General features: G+C 37.9%; 17 protein-coding genes. 12 read left to right on the top strand and 5 right to left on the bottom strand.

Annotated features, from left to right (window positions below):
• Positions 1-7 precede the first annotated feature (7 nt).
• Together recF and yaaA are read right to left on the bottom strand one after the other, a co-directional pair.
• Positions 8-1102 carry a DNA replication/repair protein RecF gene (gene recF, locus I2E70_RS04355; RefSeq protein ID WP_049475061.1) on the bottom strand — a complete coding sequence of 365 codons (1095 nt, stop codon included), beginning with the start codon at positions 1100-1102 and terminating at the stop codon, positions 8-10.
• Positions 1102-1464 carry a S4 domain-containing protein YaaA gene (gene yaaA, locus I2E70_RS04360; RefSeq protein WP_195423604.1) on the bottom strand — a complete coding sequence of 121 codons (363 nt, stop codon included), beginning with the start codon at positions 1462-1464 and terminating at the stop codon, positions 1102-1104. Before yaaA ends, recF begins: the two co-directional genes overlap by 1 nt.
• A gap of 155 nt (positions 1465-1619) precedes the next feature.
• Here yaaA and yfmF point away from each other — a divergent pair, with 155 nt between their 5' ends.
• From yfmF to I2E70_RS04400, 8 genes are all read left to right on the top strand, one after another.
• Complete coding sequence (gene yfmF / locus I2E70_RS04365) at positions 1620-2867, top strand: EF-P 5-aminopentanol modification-associated protein YfmF (RefSeq protein WP_195423795.1); 1248 nt, start codon at positions 1620-1622, stop codon at positions 2865-2867.
• 8 nt (positions 2868-2875) lie between these two features.
• Positions 2876-4150, top strand: coding sequence for an EF-P 5-aminopentanol modification-associated protein YfmH (gene yfmH / locus I2E70_RS04370; RefSeq protein WP_195423606.1), 1275 nt, complete (start codon positions 2876-2878; stop codon positions 4148-4150).
• Between the two features lie 26 nt (positions 4151-4176).
• Positions 4177-4584 (top strand): helix-turn-helix domain-containing protein, encoded by a 408-nt coding sequence (locus tag I2E70_RS04375; protein ID WP_195423607.1) that lies wholly within the window; start codon positions 4177-4179, stop codon positions 4582-4584.
• Between the two features lie 31 nt (positions 4585-4615).
• On the top strand, positions 4616-5155 hold the full coding sequence (gene pgsA, locus I2E70_RS04380; RefSeq protein ID WP_003009208.1) for a CDP-diacylglycerol--glycerol-3-phosphate 3-phosphatidyltransferase: 540 nt from the start codon (positions 4616-4618) through the stop codon (positions 5153-5155).
• The gene (locus I2E70_RS04385) at positions 5156-5980 is read left to right on the top strand and encodes an energy-coupling factor ABC transporter ATP-binding protein (protein ID WP_118396216.1); all 825 of its coding nucleotides are present in this window, start codon (positions 5156-5158) and stop codon (positions 5978-5980) included.
• Positions 5965-6807 (top strand): energy-coupling factor transporter ATPase, encoded by an 843-nt coding sequence (locus tag I2E70_RS04390; protein ID WP_155125170.1) that lies wholly within the window; start codon positions 5965-5967, stop codon positions 6805-6807. The genes I2E70_RS04385 and I2E70_RS04390 overlap by 16 nt, the downstream gene beginning before the upstream one ends.
• The gene (locus I2E70_RS04395; RefSeq protein ID WP_118396220.1) at positions 6800-7597 is read left to right on the top strand and encodes an energy-coupling factor transporter transmembrane component T family protein; all 798 of its coding nucleotides are present in this window, start codon (positions 6800-6802) and stop codon (positions 7595-7597) included. Before I2E70_RS04390 ends, I2E70_RS04395 begins: the two co-directional genes overlap by 8 nt.
• Positions 7598-7754: 157 nt before the next feature.
• On the top strand, positions 7755-8405 hold the full coding sequence (locus I2E70_RS04400) for a LysM peptidoglycan-binding domain-containing protein (RefSeq protein ID WP_118396222.1): 651 nt from the start codon (positions 7755-7757) through the stop codon (positions 8403-8405).
• A 24-nt stretch (positions 8406-8429) separates the two neighbouring features.
• On the opposite strand, the gene I2E70_RS04405 is transcribed toward I2E70_RS04400, so the two are convergent.
• Genes I2E70_RS04405 through sdaAB form a run of 3 tightly spaced genes read right to left on the bottom strand, consistent with a single transcriptional unit; the run spans position 8430 to position 10614 of the window.
• On the bottom strand, positions 8430-9059 hold the full coding sequence (locus I2E70_RS04405; protein ID WP_003002086.1) for an HAD hydrolase-like protein: 630 nt from the start codon (positions 9057-9059) through the stop codon (positions 8430-8432).
• Between the two features lies 1 nt (position 9060).
• Positions 9061-9933, bottom strand: coding sequence for an L-serine ammonia-lyase, iron-sulfur-dependent, subunit alpha (gene sdaAA / locus I2E70_RS04410; RefSeq protein ID WP_045760056.1), 873 nt, complete (start codon positions 9931-9933; stop codon positions 9061-9063).
• Between the two features lie 9 nt (positions 9934-9942).
• Positions 9943-10614 (bottom strand): L-serine ammonia-lyase, iron-sulfur-dependent subunit beta, encoded by a 672-nt coding sequence (gene sdaAB / locus I2E70_RS04415; RefSeq protein ID WP_013904356.1) that lies wholly within the window; start codon positions 10612-10614, stop codon positions 9943-9945.
• Positions 10615-10842: 228 nt separating this feature from the next.
• Here sdaAB and I2E70_RS04420 point away from each other — a divergent pair, with 228 nt between their 5' ends.
• From I2E70_RS04420 to mnmG, 4 genes are all read left to right on the top strand, one after another.
• Complete coding sequence (locus I2E70_RS04420) at positions 10843-11385, top strand: LysM peptidoglycan-binding domain-containing protein (RefSeq protein WP_195423609.1); 543 nt, start codon at positions 10843-10845, stop codon at positions 11383-11385.
• A 202-nt stretch (positions 11386-11587) separates the two neighbouring features.
• Positions 11588-12709: a tRNA 2-thiouridine(34) synthase MnmA gene (mnmA, locus tag I2E70_RS04425; protein WP_070464797.1), complete on the top strand. Its 1122-nt coding sequence runs from the start codon at positions 11588-11590 to the stop codon at positions 12707-12709.
• A gap of 136 nt (positions 12710-12845) precedes the next feature.
• Positions 12846-13301: an NUDIX hydrolase gene (locus I2E70_RS04430; protein WP_195423611.1), complete on the top strand. Its 456-nt coding sequence runs from the start codon at positions 12846-12848 to the stop codon at positions 13299-13301.
• Positions 13302-13311: 10 nt separating this feature from the next.
• A complete protein-coding gene (gene mnmG / locus I2E70_RS04435; RefSeq protein ID WP_195423613.1) occupies positions 13312-15222 on the top strand; it encodes a tRNA uridine-5-carboxymethylaminomethyl(34) synthesis enzyme MnmG in 1911 nt (636 codons plus the stop codon).
• Positions 15223-15225: the final 3 nt, after the last annotated feature.

Raw genomic sequence — 15225 nt, forward strand, 5'->3', positions numbered from 1 at the left:
AGTATTGTCAAGATGCTGTTTTGATATGACCGGCTTGAACAGTGAAAATTTTCAACTCTTCAGGTAGTTCTTTTAAATGATCGAGAGTGGTCGTTGTAATAAATGTTTGAATATTATTAGAGATGGTTTCAAGTAGTTGAAGTTGACGATAATTGTCAAGTTCGCTCATGACATCGTCAAGTAGTAAAATCGGCTTTTCTCTTGTGATTTCTTCCATTAATTCAATTTCTGCTAATTTTAGAGAGAGAACAACACTTCGATGCTGGCCTTGACTACCAAAGGTAGCATTCATATTATTGATGAAAAATGCCAAATCATCCCTGTGAGGCCCAATACTTGTTGTTTTCCTAAAAATATCCTTCTGACGGTTTTTTTCCAACATAGAGAGAAACTGCTCTTCTATATCATTTCCTTCTTCAGAAAAAACAGTTGACTGATATTGAATTGATAGGTTTTCTTTGTTGTCAGAAAGTCGAGTATGTTTTTCTTTTGCTTTAGCTTCTAATTTTTTAATAAACTCAAGCCGATGATGGATGACGCGACTTCCAAAACTAGCTAGTTGTGAATCTAAGACCTCCAAAAATGTAGCATCAATTTTTTCCGAATTTTTTAGATAACTATTTCTTTGTTTCAGTACATGGTTGTATTGAGATAAGTCAGATAAGTAGAGAGGTTTCATCTGACCTAATTCAATGTCAATAAACTTTCGACGCCCTGCAGGTGATCCTTTGATCAGTTGCAAATCTTCGGGTGCGAAAAGGACAACATTCATATGGCCAATATAGTTCGATAATTTGGCTTGTTTCAAATGATTTACCTTAGTTATCCGACCTTTTGGTGTCAAGGAAATTTCTAATGGAAGGGGACCAGTTTCTCTTTGTAATTGACCAGACACTTTAAAATCGGTGGATTCAAAATAGATGAGATCTCTATCATTTCGTGTTCGATGACTTCTGGTTAAAGCTAGAAAATAAATTGATTCGAGAATATTGGTCTTTCCTTGAGCATTTTGACCTAGGAAAATATTTAATCCAGGATGAAACTCGACTTCTAGTTCTTGATAATTACGAAAATGTTGAATGGATAAGTGTTTTAACCACATTAGGAGATACCAGGAAAGCGAATCGCTTTTTCTTTTTTGTTAGTCTTTGTCGGTTGTTTCTTTTGTTGTTGATTGAGTTGCTTGACAAGTTTAGCAACACGTTCCTTTTCTTCCTTGTCTTTAAGATGCTCTTCTATTTCTTCTTGAGAAGGTTCAAGAATGGTGATAGTAACGCTCAGTTCAGGAATGTCAATTTGATCATTGACACGAAGTTTACGGCCTCTCCGTTGTTCTAATTCACCATTAACAAAGAGTTCTTTTTCTTGAAGAAAGGCTTTGATTGCACCACCACTCTGTATAATACCGAGTTCTTTTAAGATTGCTTGTAATGTAATAAAGTCATCAAATAATTTGTAATTCATAGTTCACCTCTTTGCGTGTTATTATACCATATTTTTAGTTTTTCTAGGGTAGAGAATGTTGAGTGATTTGAGGAGCTTTTTCACAGTTTGAATTAGGATTTTAGTGTGATTTCGTGTTATAATGAAAGTTACTATTGAGTAGAACGAGGATGAAAATGGAATTAGTAAAGGGCGTGAATCTTCACTTTCTTCAATCAAAAAAATTTAAAACCAATAAAATTAAGGTCCGTTTTTCATCGCCATTAGATGAAAATACCGTGGCTGCGCGTGTTTTAGTAGCCTGTATGATGGAAACTGCAAATCAAAAATATCCAACTTCACAATTATTCCGTGAAAAATTAGCGAGTCTATACGGGGTAGAATTGTCAACCTCAGTCTCTAAGAGGGGGCGTGTTCATTATGTTGATTTGAATATTTCCTTTGTGCGCGATGACTTTTTGAGCAAGAAAAATGTTCTTACTGATGAGGTTTTGGACATTATAGAAACGATCTTCTTTTCACCTTTGGTAGTAGAAGATCACTTCGACAGTGATACATTTGACGTTGAAAAGAAAAATACGATTTCTGATTTGGAGTCAGAAATTGAAGAGCCTTATTATTATGCTCATGGGCAATTGAATCAACTATTTTTTGAAGACGAAACAATCGGGATGTCAAGATTGGGGAAAGTTGATTTAGTGAGACAAGAGACAGCTCAAAGTTCTCTTGAACAGTTTCATCAGATGCTCCAATTAGATAACATTGACTTCTTTTTCATAGGTGATTTTAATGAGGTCGCTATTGTGGATCGAGTGAACCAGTTTGAATTCAAGCCACGTGATAATTATTTATCTATCAATTATCAACAACCTTTTACAAATGTTGTAAGAGAAAAGTTAGAGCAAAAACAAAACCAACAATCTATTTTAGAATTAGGTTACCATTTTTCTACCCAGTATGGAGAATCTCTCCATATCCCACTAGTTGTATTAAATGGGATGCTAGGAGCATTCTCGCATTCAAGACTTTTTCAAATAATTCGTGAAAAAGAAGGTCTTGCTTATACCATCTCAAGCCATTTTGATATTTTTACAGGCTTTATGAGAGTTTTTGCAGGCATTGATAAGGAATCTCGCACGAAAGTAATGACCTTGATTATGAGACAGTTGAATGATTTAAAACGAGGCAAGTTTACAGAGTCAGAGCTTCAATTGACAAAAGAAATGTTGGTGAATACGACCTTATTAGCACAGGATCGGCAAAATACCTTGATTGAAAGGGAATATCTGAAAACGATCCTAGGAACGAAAGTCCTTTCTTTAGAAGAGTGGTTAGAGTCCATCGATAAGGTTAGTAGAGAAGAAATTATTGAAGTGGCAAAAACAATTAATTTACAGTCTGTTTATTTTATGGAAGGAAAGTAGTGTAAAGATTGAAAATTAAAGAAAAATATTATGAATCAGTTGGCGAGCAAGTTTACTTTACACGCTTGTCAAATGGGTTGACTATTCATTTAATTCCCAAAGAAGATTATTATGAAACCTATGGAATCATCACAACTAAGTTTGGCTCAGTGGATACACGAATTCTAGTGAATGGGGATGAACGACAATATCCTGCAGGAATTGCTCATTTTCTAGAACATAAAGTATTTGAAGATGAAAATGGTCAAGATTATTTAAAAAAATTCGTTCATTTAGGATCGGAAAGCAATGCCTTTACAAGCTTTACAAAGACAAGTTATCTTTTCTCAACAACTTCAAAAGTCACTGAAAATATTCAATTGTTATTGGAGATGGTTTCAAAGGCTTCCTTTACAGAAAAATCTGTATCTAAGGAAAGAGAAATCATTCAACAAGAAATTGGAATGTACCAAGATAGCCCAGACTATCGATTATTTTTTGGTGCGTTAGAAAATTTATATCCTGGAACACCTTTAGCAGACGATATTGCTGGGACGAGGAATTCTATTTCTAACATTACAATAGACAATCTCCGTGAAAACTTTGACCTATTCTATCATCCCTCTCAAATGCACTTATTAGTGATCGGAAACTTTGATGTTGATGAAGTATTGCAAGTAGTAAAGAAATATGATCGAGTTCCTCTTCATCCATCTGTGGAGTTAGAACGTTTTCCTGTAGAAAAAAATGAAGTAAGATTGAATCAATCTTGTAGAATGGAAGTTGCTACTCCTAAGTTGGCAATTGGAATTCGAGGAAATGATATCATTAGGGAAGAGGAAAAATTTCGATATAAATTGATGTTGAAATTACTATTTTCGATGATGTTTGGTTGGACCTCGCAACGGTTTCAAAGTTTATATGAAGCCGGGAAGATTGACAACTCATTGACACTTGAAGTCGAGGTTGAGGAATTATTTCATTTCGTTATTTTGACAATGGATACTCAAGAACCGGTCTCCTTATCTCATCAATTTAGGTCAGCGATCAAACAATTTGAAAAGGATCCAGATGTCAATCAGGAACATTTGGATACGATTAAAAGCGAAATGTTTGGTGATTTCTTACAAGGTTTAAATTCGCTTGAGTATAGTGCCACTCAGTTTGAATATTTTTCAGACGGTAGCACTTCTTATGATCTTCCAAAGATTTTACAAGGTATTAGTTTACAAGATATCATCAAATTAGGTCGTCAATTCGTCGACCAAGCTGAGATGGTTGACTATATGATTTTTCAAAAGTAGTACACAATGTATTAAGAAGGGAAAACATGAAGAAGAGAACGATTGGTCAAGTGTTAAGATTGTCAAGAGTAAATTTACACTTGAGTTTACAAGATGTGTCAAGTAAGACAGCCATCGAAATTCCATATATAGAAGCGTTGGAAAACGATGAGTTTGATCTATTACCGAGTCCCTTTTATGCCCAGATCTATCTTAAAAAGTTATCATGGGCTTTGGGATTAGATGAGTCCATCCTATTGACAGCTTTTCGCGAAGGAAAAGAATTGTTATTTGATGAAGAAATACTTGTAGATGACGAAGAGCTTCATTCAAGAAAATTAAGACAGAAAACAAGCTGGTTACCAATTCTGTATTATCTGCTAGTTAGTTTTGCTATTCTTGGTTTTGTGATTTATATCGTATATTTTTATGAGTTTACAGCATCTGTAAAATAGATGTAAAGATAGTTTATTTTTTGGAGGAAGTATGAAAAAAGAAAATATTCCTAATGCATTGACATTAATTCGGGTTGTGATGATTCCTATTTTTATTGCTATTTTAAGTTTAAGTCACTCTTATCTAGGACATATTGTAGCGGCAGTTATTTTTGCAATTGCTAGTATTACAGATTATTTAGATGGCTTTCTTGCACGAAAATGGAATGTAGTGAGTAATTTTGGTAAATTTGCCGATCCAATGGCAGATAAATTATTGGTCATGTCAGCCTTTATTATGATGATTGAATTAAAAATGGTTCCTGCTTGGATTGCAGCCGTTATCATTTGTCGTGAGTTAGCTGTTACTGGTTTGCGTCTTCTCCTTGTTGAGACAGGTGGTACAGTTCTTGCTGCAGCCATGCCAGGAAAAATTAAAACCTTTAGCCAAATGTTTGCCATTATCTTTTTGCTTTGCCATTGGACACTTCCAGGGCAAGTGTTGCTTTATATTGCATTGATTTTCACAATTTATTCTGGTTACGACTACTTTAAGGGAAGTAGCTATCTCTTTAAAGACACATTTAAATAAATGAAACAGATGATTGAGCTAAAAAATGTATCCTTTCGATACGATAAAACAGTAGAAGAGTATCAAATTGACACGGTTTCGTTTCACGTGAAACAAGGAGAGTGGCTTTCGATTGTTGGACACAATGGTAGTGGGAAATCTACAGTTGTACGCCTGATTGATGGTCTTTTGGAAGCTGAGTCTGGTGAGATTTACGTTGATGGAAAACAACTGACTCGTGAAACCATATGGGAAATCCGTAGTAAAATTGGGATTGTATTTCAGAACCCTGACAACCAATTTGTTGGTGCGACAGTAGAAGATGATGTTGCCTTTGGTTTAGAAAATCAAGGAATTCCACGGGAAGAAATGCTTCAACGTGTGGAGAAGGCTATTGAGCAAGTCGGTATGCTGGAGTTTAAAGATCGCGAACCATCTCGTTTGTCAGGTGGTCAAAAGCAACGAGTGGCCATAGCAGGTATTATCGCCTTGAGACCAACTATTATTATCCTTGATGAAGCAACTAGTATGTTGGATCCAGAAGGTAGAGAGGACCTAATGGCAGTAATGAGAAAACTTCAGAAAAAGTTTCAATTAACAATTATCTCCATTACCCATGATTTAACCGAAATTGCCTTAAGTGATCGAACACTCGTGTTTCAAAAAGGAAAACTAGAGTCTTCTATGACGCCGCGGGAATTGTTTTCAAGAAATGATCTGAATGAGATTGGATTAGATAAGCCTTTTAGTAAGCAGGTCCAAGAATCTCTCAGCTCGCATTTTCCGCTAAAGCAGGACTATCTAACAGAAAGTGAGTTATTAGACCAACTATGGGAATCTCTTTAAAGAATGTCTATTATACTTATCAAGAGGGAAGTCCTTTTGAAGGGCGGGCGCTTTCTGATATTAGTTTGGAAATAAAAGATGGATCTTATACAGCCATCATCGGGCATACTGGTAGTGGCAAGTCTACTTTGTTGCAATTACTAAATGGTTTACTGCGTCCGACTAAAGGAACGATTCAATTTGAAGATTTTGTTTTAGATAATCATTCTGAGCCAAAAGAAATGAAGTACCTGAGAAAAAAAGTCGGTTTGGTTTTTCAATTTCCAGAAAGTCAGCTATTTGCGGAAACTGTTCTAGCTGATGTAGCCTTTGGACCACAAAATTTTGGGGTACCTAAGGACAAAGCGGAGGAAATAGCCAAAGAAAAATTAGCGATCGTTGGTTTAGAAGAGTCTATCTATGATAAAAGTCCATTTGAACTATCTGGTGGACAAATGAGACGGGTTGCGATCGCGGGTATTTTAGCTATTGAACCAGAGATTTTAGTATTGGACGAGCCAACAGCAGGGCTAGATCCTGCTGGAAGAAAGGAATTGATGGCGCTGTTTGAAACATTACATAAAAATGGGATGACTCTAGTTCTGGTAACTCATACGATGGATGATGTAGCAAATTTTGCTGATACCGTATTTGCTTTAGAAGCGGGAAAACTTGTCCTAAACGGATCCCCAAGGGAAGTGTTTCAACAGGTTGAGTATTTACAAAAACTTCAATTAGGAGTCCCACAAATTACGAATTTTGCTCTTCAATTGAAACGAAGAGGACTTCCTCTGGACAGACTACCAATCAAAATTGAGGAACTAAAGGAGCTGTTACTTCATGAATAATATGATTTTAGGAAGGTATATTCCTGGAAACTCCATTATCCACCAACTAGATCCTCGTGGGAAGTTGCTCTCAATGTTTTTATTCATATTTCTTCTGTTTTGGGCAAATAATATCCAGACAAATGTTCTTCTCTTTGCTTTTATTTTTGTTTTAATGTATCTAACGAGGATTTCGGTTAGTTTTTATATTAAAGGCTTAAAATCAATGATTTTTATCATTGCTTTTACAACTATTTTTCAATTATTTGCGACCTCTCAAGGAACTATTTTGTATCAATGGTGGTTTTTTAAATTAACCGACCAAGGATTGATGCAAGCCACCATCATATTTTGTAGATTTATTTTAATTATTTTTTATTCGACGATTTTAACCGTGACGACGACACCATTGAGTTTAGCAGATGCTGTTGAAAAGATCCTTACCCCACTAAAAATTATTAAGGTTCCAGCTCATGAGATTGGCTTAATGCTATCTATGAGTTTGCGCTTTGTTCCAACCTTAGTAGATGATACGAATCGAATTATGAATGCGCAAAGGGCGCGTGGTGTTGATTTTGGTGAAGGAAATCTATTAAAAAGGATCCGTTCCTTTATTCCGATCCTCATTCCTTTGTTTGCCTCAAGTTTTAAACGCGCAGATGCATTAGCAATTGCGATGGAAGCGAGAGGGTACAAAGGCGGTGAGGGACGAACACGCTATCGGACTCTGCAGTGGGGAGTAAAAGATACCCTGGCATTGCTCGTTATTCTGTGCCTCATGTTGATAGTTTTTTATCTAAAAAATGGATAGAGCTAGTTGTATTGGTTCAAAAATAAGGAAAAAGCGCTATACAAAGCGCTTTTTACATTAAATTCACATATTCTTGTAACATTTGTAATATATTCTACAATAAACTGTAACATTTTGTGTGTATGATAGAATTATGTTCGAAAGGAGAATAGAATTCATGAACAGTAAAAAGTTCCAATGGACAGTCACTTCCCTACTTTCAGCAGCATCACTTTTCATTTCTGGTATTGCTACAGTGAATGCTGAAACTTACGAAGTGAAGTCTGGAGATACTCTATCAAAAATTGCACTAGAAAATAACACTTCAGTAGAAAATATTATTGCATCTAACAATCTGACCAATGAAGATTTGATCTATGCAGGACAAATTATTGAGTTAGGTGAGCGTTCAAAATCTATGATTGATAAAGTTGCTCCACAAGAGCAAGCAAAACCTGCTGAAAGTGCATCTACAGCAACTGCAACAGCACAAACTGCTCAAAAACAAACAACTTATGCAGCAAATGTTGCAGTGACTTCTGCACAATCAACAAATGGTGGAATTGTTCTATCAAATGGGAATACTGCTGGAGAACAAGGATCTTATGCGGCTGCTCGTATGGCTGAAATGACTGGTGTACCTGCTTCTACTTGGGAAGCAATCATTGCCCGTGAATCAAATGGTCAAGTAAATGCAGCAAATGCTTCTGGTGCCAGTGGTTTGTTCCAAACAATGCCAGGTTGGGGTTCAACTGCAACAGTTGATGATCAAATCCAGGCTGCATACAATGCATATAGCTCACAAGGTTTATCAGCTTGGGGTTATTAAAAAATAGGTTTACAATTTGTAAACCTATTTTTTTAATGTCTCAAGAATGTCAAGTGGAGAGTGACAAATAAAATCTGGTGAGTAAAGAAGTAGCTCTTCAAGATCTCCAAATCCCCAAGTGACGGCCATGGTTTTTATGCCAACTGTTTGACCTCCGATGAGGTCAAATTTTGTATCTCCAATAATCACTGTCTCCTCTTTTGGAAGGTCATTGATTGACAAGGCGTATCGAATGACATCAGCTTTGTGGATACGATCTGAATTTGATCCATAAATTCCTTTAAAGTATTTAGCGATACCTAAATCTTGACACATCTGTAAAGCAACTGGTTCATGTTTTGAAGTAGTTACATAAAGAGGAATGTTTTCGTCTTGTAATGCTTTCAAAGCTTCTACTATCTGAGGAAACAGAGTTGATTTGTATTGACCTTTTTCATGATAATACTGGCGGTAGATAGTTACGGCTTGATCTACTAAAGTTTCAGGAAGGGTAGCTTCAAAACTAGAAATCAAAGGTGGTCCCATAAAACTACGGATAGTTTTGAGATCGGGTTGAGGAACCTTCAAAGTATCGAATGTATGTTGAAAGCTCTCTGTAATTCCCTTGGAACTGTCAACTAATGTTCCATCTAAATCAAAAAATAAGGCTTGCATGCTATTCTCCAAATATCTCTTTTTGTAATCTACGTCCGGTTGGTGTTGCTGCCAATCCTCCTTCAGCTGTTTCTCTAAAGGCAGTCGGAAGACTAGATCCAACTTGGTACATGGCGTCAATCACTTCATCAACAGGTATTTTTGATTCAATACCTGCTAAGGCCATATCAGCAGCAATGAAGGCATAGCTGGCTCCCATTGCGTTTCGTTTGACACATGGAACTTCCACGAGTCCTGCTACTGGATCACAAATGAGACCAAGCATGTTTTTGATGACAAAACAGACTGCCTGACTCGCTTGATAAGGAGTTCCCCCAGCAGCTAGTGTCAATGCTGCCGCACTCATAGCTGAAGCAGAACCAACTTCTGCTTGACAACCACCTTCTGCACCTGAAATAGAAGCATTATTTGCGATCACTAAACCAAAAGCTCCAGCTGTCAGTAGAAAATCTAATTGTTGCTGACGGTTTAACCCTAATTTTTGAGTTGCTGCAGTGAGAACTGCGGGAAGGCAGCCAGCAGATCCTGCAGTGGGTGTTGCGCAGACCAGTCCCATCTTAGCATTGTGTTCGTTGACAGCAATAGCATTCTTCGCTGCGGTTAGGACGGTCAAGTCAGATAACGTTTTTCCTGATTTGATATAGCGATCTAATTTTGCGGCATCCCCACCGGTTAACCCACTACGAGAGTGGTTTTCATTTAATCCTAACTTTACAGAATCAATCATCACTTCTAAATTACGGGTCATTAATCGTAGGACTTCTTCTCGTTCACGACCAGTTAGTTCAAATTCAGTTGCAATCATTAACTCTGCGACGTTTCCTTGGTATTGCGTGCTTGCTTGTTCTACGAGGTCTACAATTGAATAAAACATATGAACTCCTTATTTGAAAAAGTTGACATTATGAAGATGAGGAATTTTACGGATATCTTCGATCGCTACTTCACAACTCCTTGAGTCAACTTCTATAATCATAATCGCTTTTTCTCCAGCTTTTTCCCGCGTCACATTCATTTGTGCGATGTTAATATCATAGCGAGAAAGAGCTTCTGTCACATGAGCGATCATTCCAGGGACGTCCTGGTGAACAATGATAATGGTTGGAGTATTCATATTTAGCGAGATAGCAAAGCCATTTAACTCAGTAACCTGTATGTTCCCACCACCAATTGAGATTCCAGTGACAGAAATCGTTTTATGATCATTTTTAACAGTAATAGTCGTTGTGTTTGGGTGAGGAGCATTACTTTCTTTTTGAATAGACCAAACAATCCGAATGCCTCGTTCATGTGCAATTTTTAGACTATCTGGGATTCTAGGATCATCTGTGTCCATTCCTAAGATGCCCGCTACTAAGGCTAAATCTGTTCCATGACCACGATAGGTTTTGGCGAAGGAATTAAATAATTGGAACTCAACTTCTTTTGGTTCCTCTCCAAAGATAGAAGAAACAATTTTACCAATTCGAACAGCACCTGCAGTGTGACTACTGGATGGGCCGATCATCACAGGTCCAATAATATCAAAAACTGATTGGAATTTTAAAGAGTTCATGCTCTGCTCCTTTGTGATCACTTTACTTCATTATATCAGATATGGCTGATGATTTCTTCTATTTTTCCCGAAATATCTGAGAAATCTTAAAGGGGGCTTAAAGCATTTATATTATCCTGGATTTTTAGTATTTCTAACATCTGACTGAAATATTTGACACATTATTTCAATAAATATGAAATATTTCTTGTGTAGTATAGAGGTATACCAATAAAGGAGTATATAATAATGAATAAAAAACAAATGATGAAACGAATGATTGGACTTAGTTTACTTGCAGGACTTTTCCTTCCAATTGTAGCGAATGCAGATTCTTATACTGTAAAATCAGGTGATACTTTATCAGCTATTGCTAAAGAGAAGAACACAACGGTTGATGCAATTGCTAAGAAAAATAAGATTAGTAACGTGAATCTCATCTCAGTTGGTCAAGTTCTTGAGATTGAAGATGCAAATACAACGCAGAAAACCACGGAGCAAGCTCCTGCTAGTAAAACTGATACTACACAAGCAACAACTACTGTCTCTGCTTCAGATGGCTTGAGTGCGGAGGATGCAGCTGCTAAGGAATGGATTGCCCAGAAAGAATCAAGTGGCAGTTATACAGCACAAAATGGCAAATATTATGGTCGTTACCAGTTATCCCTTTCTTATTTAAACGGTGATTTATCCGAAGCAAATCAGGAAAAAGTGGCCAATCAATATGTTGTCAACCGCTATGGTTCATGGTCGGCAGCTAAAAACTTCTGGCTGGCCAATGGTTGGTATTAAAATAATTTAGAAGAGTTCTTTACTAGGACTCTATTTACTTTACGGACTTGTAAACCCATCGATCCTGATCAACAAAAAGAATAGTAAGATGCTTGTTTTCTAATATAAAGCGTGTTAAAATGGTAACTGCTCAAAACGACCTTCAATCGTTGAAGCAAACCACGACCTTCAATCGTGAGAAACGAAAAGATGGGAGAAATCTATGAGTGATAACTCGAAAACACGTGTTGTTGTTGGTATGAGTGGTGGTGTGGATTCATCTGTAACAGCTTTATTATTAAAGCAACAGGGTTACGATGTCATCGGCATCTTCATGAAAAACTGGGACGACACAGACGAAAATGGCGTCTGTACAGCTACAGAAGATTACAAAGATGTAGCAGCGGTCGCAGACCAAATTGGCATTCCTTACTATTCTGTCAACTTTGAGAAAGAATACTGGGATCGTGTCTTTGAATATTTCCTTGCTGAATACCGAGCTGGTCGAACACCAAATCCGGATGTCATGTGTAATAAGGAAATCAAATTTAAGGCCTTTTTAGATTATGCTATGACACTCGGTGCAGATTATGTGGCCACAGGGCACTATGCGCGCGTGTCGCATGATGAGGATGGTATTGTCCATATGTTACGTGGCGTTGACAACGGGAAGGATCAAACTTATTTCTTAAGCCAACTGTCACAAGAACAACTTCAAAAAACCATGTTCCCATTGGGACATTTGGAAAAGCCTGAGGTTCGCCGTCTAGCTGAAGAAGCTGGATTGGCAACAGCTAAAAAGAAAGACTCAACTGGAATTTGCTTTATCGGAGAAAAGAATTTCAAAGAATTTCTAGGGAACTACCTTCCTGCCCAACCAGGTCGAATGATGACCATCGATGGACGAGATATGGGTGAACATGCTGGTTTGATGTATTACACAATCGGTCAACGGGGTGGACTTGGAATTGGTGGCCAACAAGGTGGAGATAATGCTCCTTGGTTTGTAGTTGGTAAAGACCTCAGTCAAAATATTCTTTATGTCGGTCAAGGGTTCTACCATGAAGCATTGATGTCAACAAGTTTACAGGCTAGTCAAGTTCACTTTACACGAGATATGCCAGAAGAGTTTACATTAGAGTGTACAGCTAAGTTCCGCTATCGTCAGCCTGACTCCAAGGTGACTGTACACGTTAAAGGTGACAAGGCAGAAGTGATTTTCGCAGAACCTCAACGAGCCATTACACCAGGACAAGCTGTTGTCTTTTACGACGGTGAAGAGTGTCTAGGCGGAGGCTTGATTGACAATGCTTATCGGGATGGAAAAGTTTGTCAGTATATTTAATTGACAAAATTTCTCAATTTGCTACAATAATAAAAGCAATAGAAATGATGGTCAAAGCTCATGGATGTTGCAGGCTTTTTTGTCCTGCACTTCTCAGAGTTTTGACTATTTTTGTGTGATTTCGAAAGGAAGTAAAATGAAGCAACAGGATTTTCGGACGAAAATAGGTTCTACTGTTTTTGGTGTGAGAGCGACTGCTTTGATTGTACAAGATAACCGCTTGTTCGTCATAGAAGATGAGGGCGGCTGTTACACAATCGGAGGTGCTATTCAGGTCAATGAAACTACAGAAGATGCTGTAGTTCGGGAAGTCAAAGAGGAACTTGGTGTTACATCTAAAGCAGGTCCGCTAGCTTTCGTGGTTGAAAATCGCTTCGAACAAACTGGTGTTCACTATCACAACATCGAGTTCCACTACTTAGTAGACTTACTTGAGGAGGCACCTTTGGTCATGCAGGAAGATACAAAGCAATTACCTTGTCGTTGGATTGCTTTAGATGATTTACATACTGTTGACCTGAAACCGGCTTTTTTAAAATCAGCCCTACCAGACTGGGACGGAAAATTACGACACATCCATCTTGAGAAATAGGAGAAATAGAATGAATTATAACTTTATAGAAGAATACGATATCATTGTAATTGGTGCGGGGCATGCGGGAGTAGAAGCCTCTCTAGCTGCTAGCCGTATGGGTTGTAAGGTTTTACTTGCGACTATTAACATTGAAATGCTGGCTTTTATGCCTTGTAATCCCTCTATTGGTGGTTCTGCTAAGGGAATTGTCGTGCGTGAAGTCGATGCCCTCGGTGGAGAAATGGCGAAGAACATCGACAAGACCTACATCCAAATGAAAATGCTCAATACTGGTAAAGGTCCTGCGGTTCGTGCACTTCGGGCTCAAGCAGACAAAGAACTTTACTCAAAAGAAATGCGGAAAACGGTTGAAAACCAAGAAAATTTAACCCTTCGCCAAACCATGATTGATGAGATTTTGGTGGAGAATGGTAAGGTTGTTGGTGTAAGGACTGCGACTCACCAAGAGTATGGGGCAAAGGCTGTTATTGTCACTACTGGGACAGCTTTACGCGGAGAAATTATCATTGGAGATCTCAAGTATTCGTCAGGACCTAATCATAGTCTAGCTTCTATCAATTTGGCCGATAATCTCAAACAACTAGGATTAGAAATTGGACGTTTCAAAACAGGGACCCCACCTCGTGTAAAGGCATCGTCAATTAATTATGACGAAACGGAAATTCAACCTGGAGATGAAGCTCCAAATCATTTTTCTTATACATCGCGTGATGAAGATTATGTAAAGGATCAGGTTCCTTGTTGGTTGACTTATACGAATGGGCATAGCCATGAAATTATCCAGAATAATTTACACCGGGCACCTATGTTTACAGGGGTTGTAAAGGGAGTGGGTCCTCGCTATTGTCCGTCCATTGAGGATAAAATTGTCCGTTTTGCTGACAAAGAGCGTCATCAACTATTTTTAGAACCTGAGGGACGAAATACAGAAGAAGTCTATGTTCAAGGGCTGTCAACGAGTTTACCAGAGGATGTTCAACGGGATCTCGTCCATTCTATTAAGGGACTTGAGAAGGCAGAAATGATGCGAACGGGTTATGCAATTGAGTATGATATGGTTTTGCCTCATCAATTGCGCGCAACTTTGGAAACCAAGAAAATTTCAGGTCTCTTTACAGCTGGCCAAACCAATGGAACGTCTGGCTATGAGGAGGCCGCTGGTCAAGGGATTATTGCAGGGATCAATGCGGCTCTAAAAATCCAAGGAAAACCAGAACTCATTTTGAAACGTAGTGATGGTTATATTGGGGTCATGATCGATGATTTGGTAACAAAGGGAACGATCGAACCGTATCGTTTGTTAACAAGCCGTGCAGAATACCGTCTGATTTTGCGTCATGATAATGCCGATATGCGCTTGACAGAAATGGGACGAGCAATTGGATTGGTAGATGATGAACGTTGGCAACGTTTCGAAACCAAGAAGTATCAGTTTGAAAACGAGATGAAGCGTTTAGATAGCATTAAGTTAAAGCCTGTAAAGGAAACCAATGAAAAGGTTGCTGCAATGGGCTTTAAACCATTGACAGATGCTGTCACTGCTAAAGAATTCTTGCGAAGACCAGAAGTCTCTTACCAATATGTGGTAGAATTTATCGGTCCTGCAGCTGAAGAACTGGATGATAAAATCATTGAATTGATTGAAACTGAAATTAAATATGAAGGCTATATTTCAAAAGCAATGGACCAAGTTGAAAAAATGAAGCGTATGGAAGAAAAACGAATCCCTGCGAATATTGACTGGGATGATATTGACTCTATTGCAACCGAAGCGCGTCAAAAATTTAAATTAATTAATCCAGAAACGATTGGTCAAGCAAGTCGTATCTCAGGTGTCAATCCAGCGGATATCTCTATTTTAATGGTTTACTTGGAAGGTAAATCTCGGAGCATCTCCAAAAACAAAGCAAACCACTAATAA

Source organism: Streptococcus parasanguinis (assembly GCF_015556095.1).
Lineage (GTDB): Bacteria > Bacillota > Bacilli > Lactobacillales > Streptococcaceae > Streptococcus > Streptococcus parasanguinis_Q.

Bases quoted from the DNA above. Each gene is read 5' to 3' on its own strand.
- I2E70_RS04385 (WP_118396216.1), top strand. From the start codon at position 5,156: ATGAAACAGATGATTGAGCTAAAAAATGTATCCTTTCGATACGATAAA.
- pgsA (WP_003009208.1), top strand. From the start codon at position 4,616: ATGAAAAAAGAAAATATTCCTAATGCATTGACATTAATTCGGGTTGTG.
- I2E70_RS04420 (WP_195423609.1), top strand. From the start codon at position 10,843: ATGAATAAAAAACAAATGATGAAACGAATGATTGGACTTAGTTTACTT.
- yaaA (WP_195423604.1), bottom strand. From the start codon at position 1,464: ATGAATTACAAATTATTTGATGACTTTATTACATTACAAGCAATCTTA.
- mnmA (WP_070464797.1), top strand. From the start codon at position 11,588: ATGAGTGATAACTCGAAAACACGTGTTGTTGTTGGTATGAGTGGTGGT.
- yfmF (WP_195423795.1), top strand. From the start codon at position 1,620: ATGGAATTAGTAAAGGGCGTGAATCTTCACTTTCTTCAATCAAAAAAA.
- I2E70_RS04375 (WP_195423607.1), top strand. From the start codon at position 4,177: ATGAAGAAGAGAACGATTGGTCAAGTGTTAAGATTGTCAAGAGTAAAT.
- I2E70_RS04390 (WP_155125170.1), top strand. From the start codon at position 5,965: ATGGGAATCTCTTTAAAGAATGTCTATTATACTTATCAAGAGGGAAGT.
- recF (WP_049475061.1), bottom strand. From the start codon at position 1,102: ATGTGGTTAAAACACTTATCCATTCAACATTTTCGTAATTATCAAGAA.
- I2E70_RS04400 (WP_118396222.1), top strand. From the start codon at position 7,755: ATGAACAGTAAAAAGTTCCAATGGACAGTCACTTCCCTACTTTCAGCA.
- sdaAA (WP_045760056.1), bottom strand. From the start codon at position 9,933: ATGTTTTATTCAATTGTAGACCTCGTAGAACAAGCAAGCACGCAATAC.
- sdaAB (WP_013904356.1), bottom strand. From the start codon at position 10,614: ATGAACTCTTTAAAATTCCAATCAGTTTTTGATATTATTGGACCTGTG.
- I2E70_RS04395 (WP_118396220.1), top strand. From the start codon at position 6,800: ATGAATAATATGATTTTAGGAAGGTATATTCCTGGAAACTCCATTATC.
- mnmG (WP_195423613.1), top strand. From the start codon at position 13,312: ATGAATTATAACTTTATAGAAGAATACGATATCATTGTAATTGGTGCG.
- I2E70_RS04405 (WP_003002086.1), bottom strand. From the start codon at position 9,059: ATGCAAGCCTTATTTTTTGATTTAGATGGAACATTAGTTGACAGTTCC.
- I2E70_RS04430 (WP_195423611.1), top strand. From the start codon at position 12,846: ATGAAGCAACAGGATTTTCGGACGAAAATAGGTTCTACTGTTTTTGGT.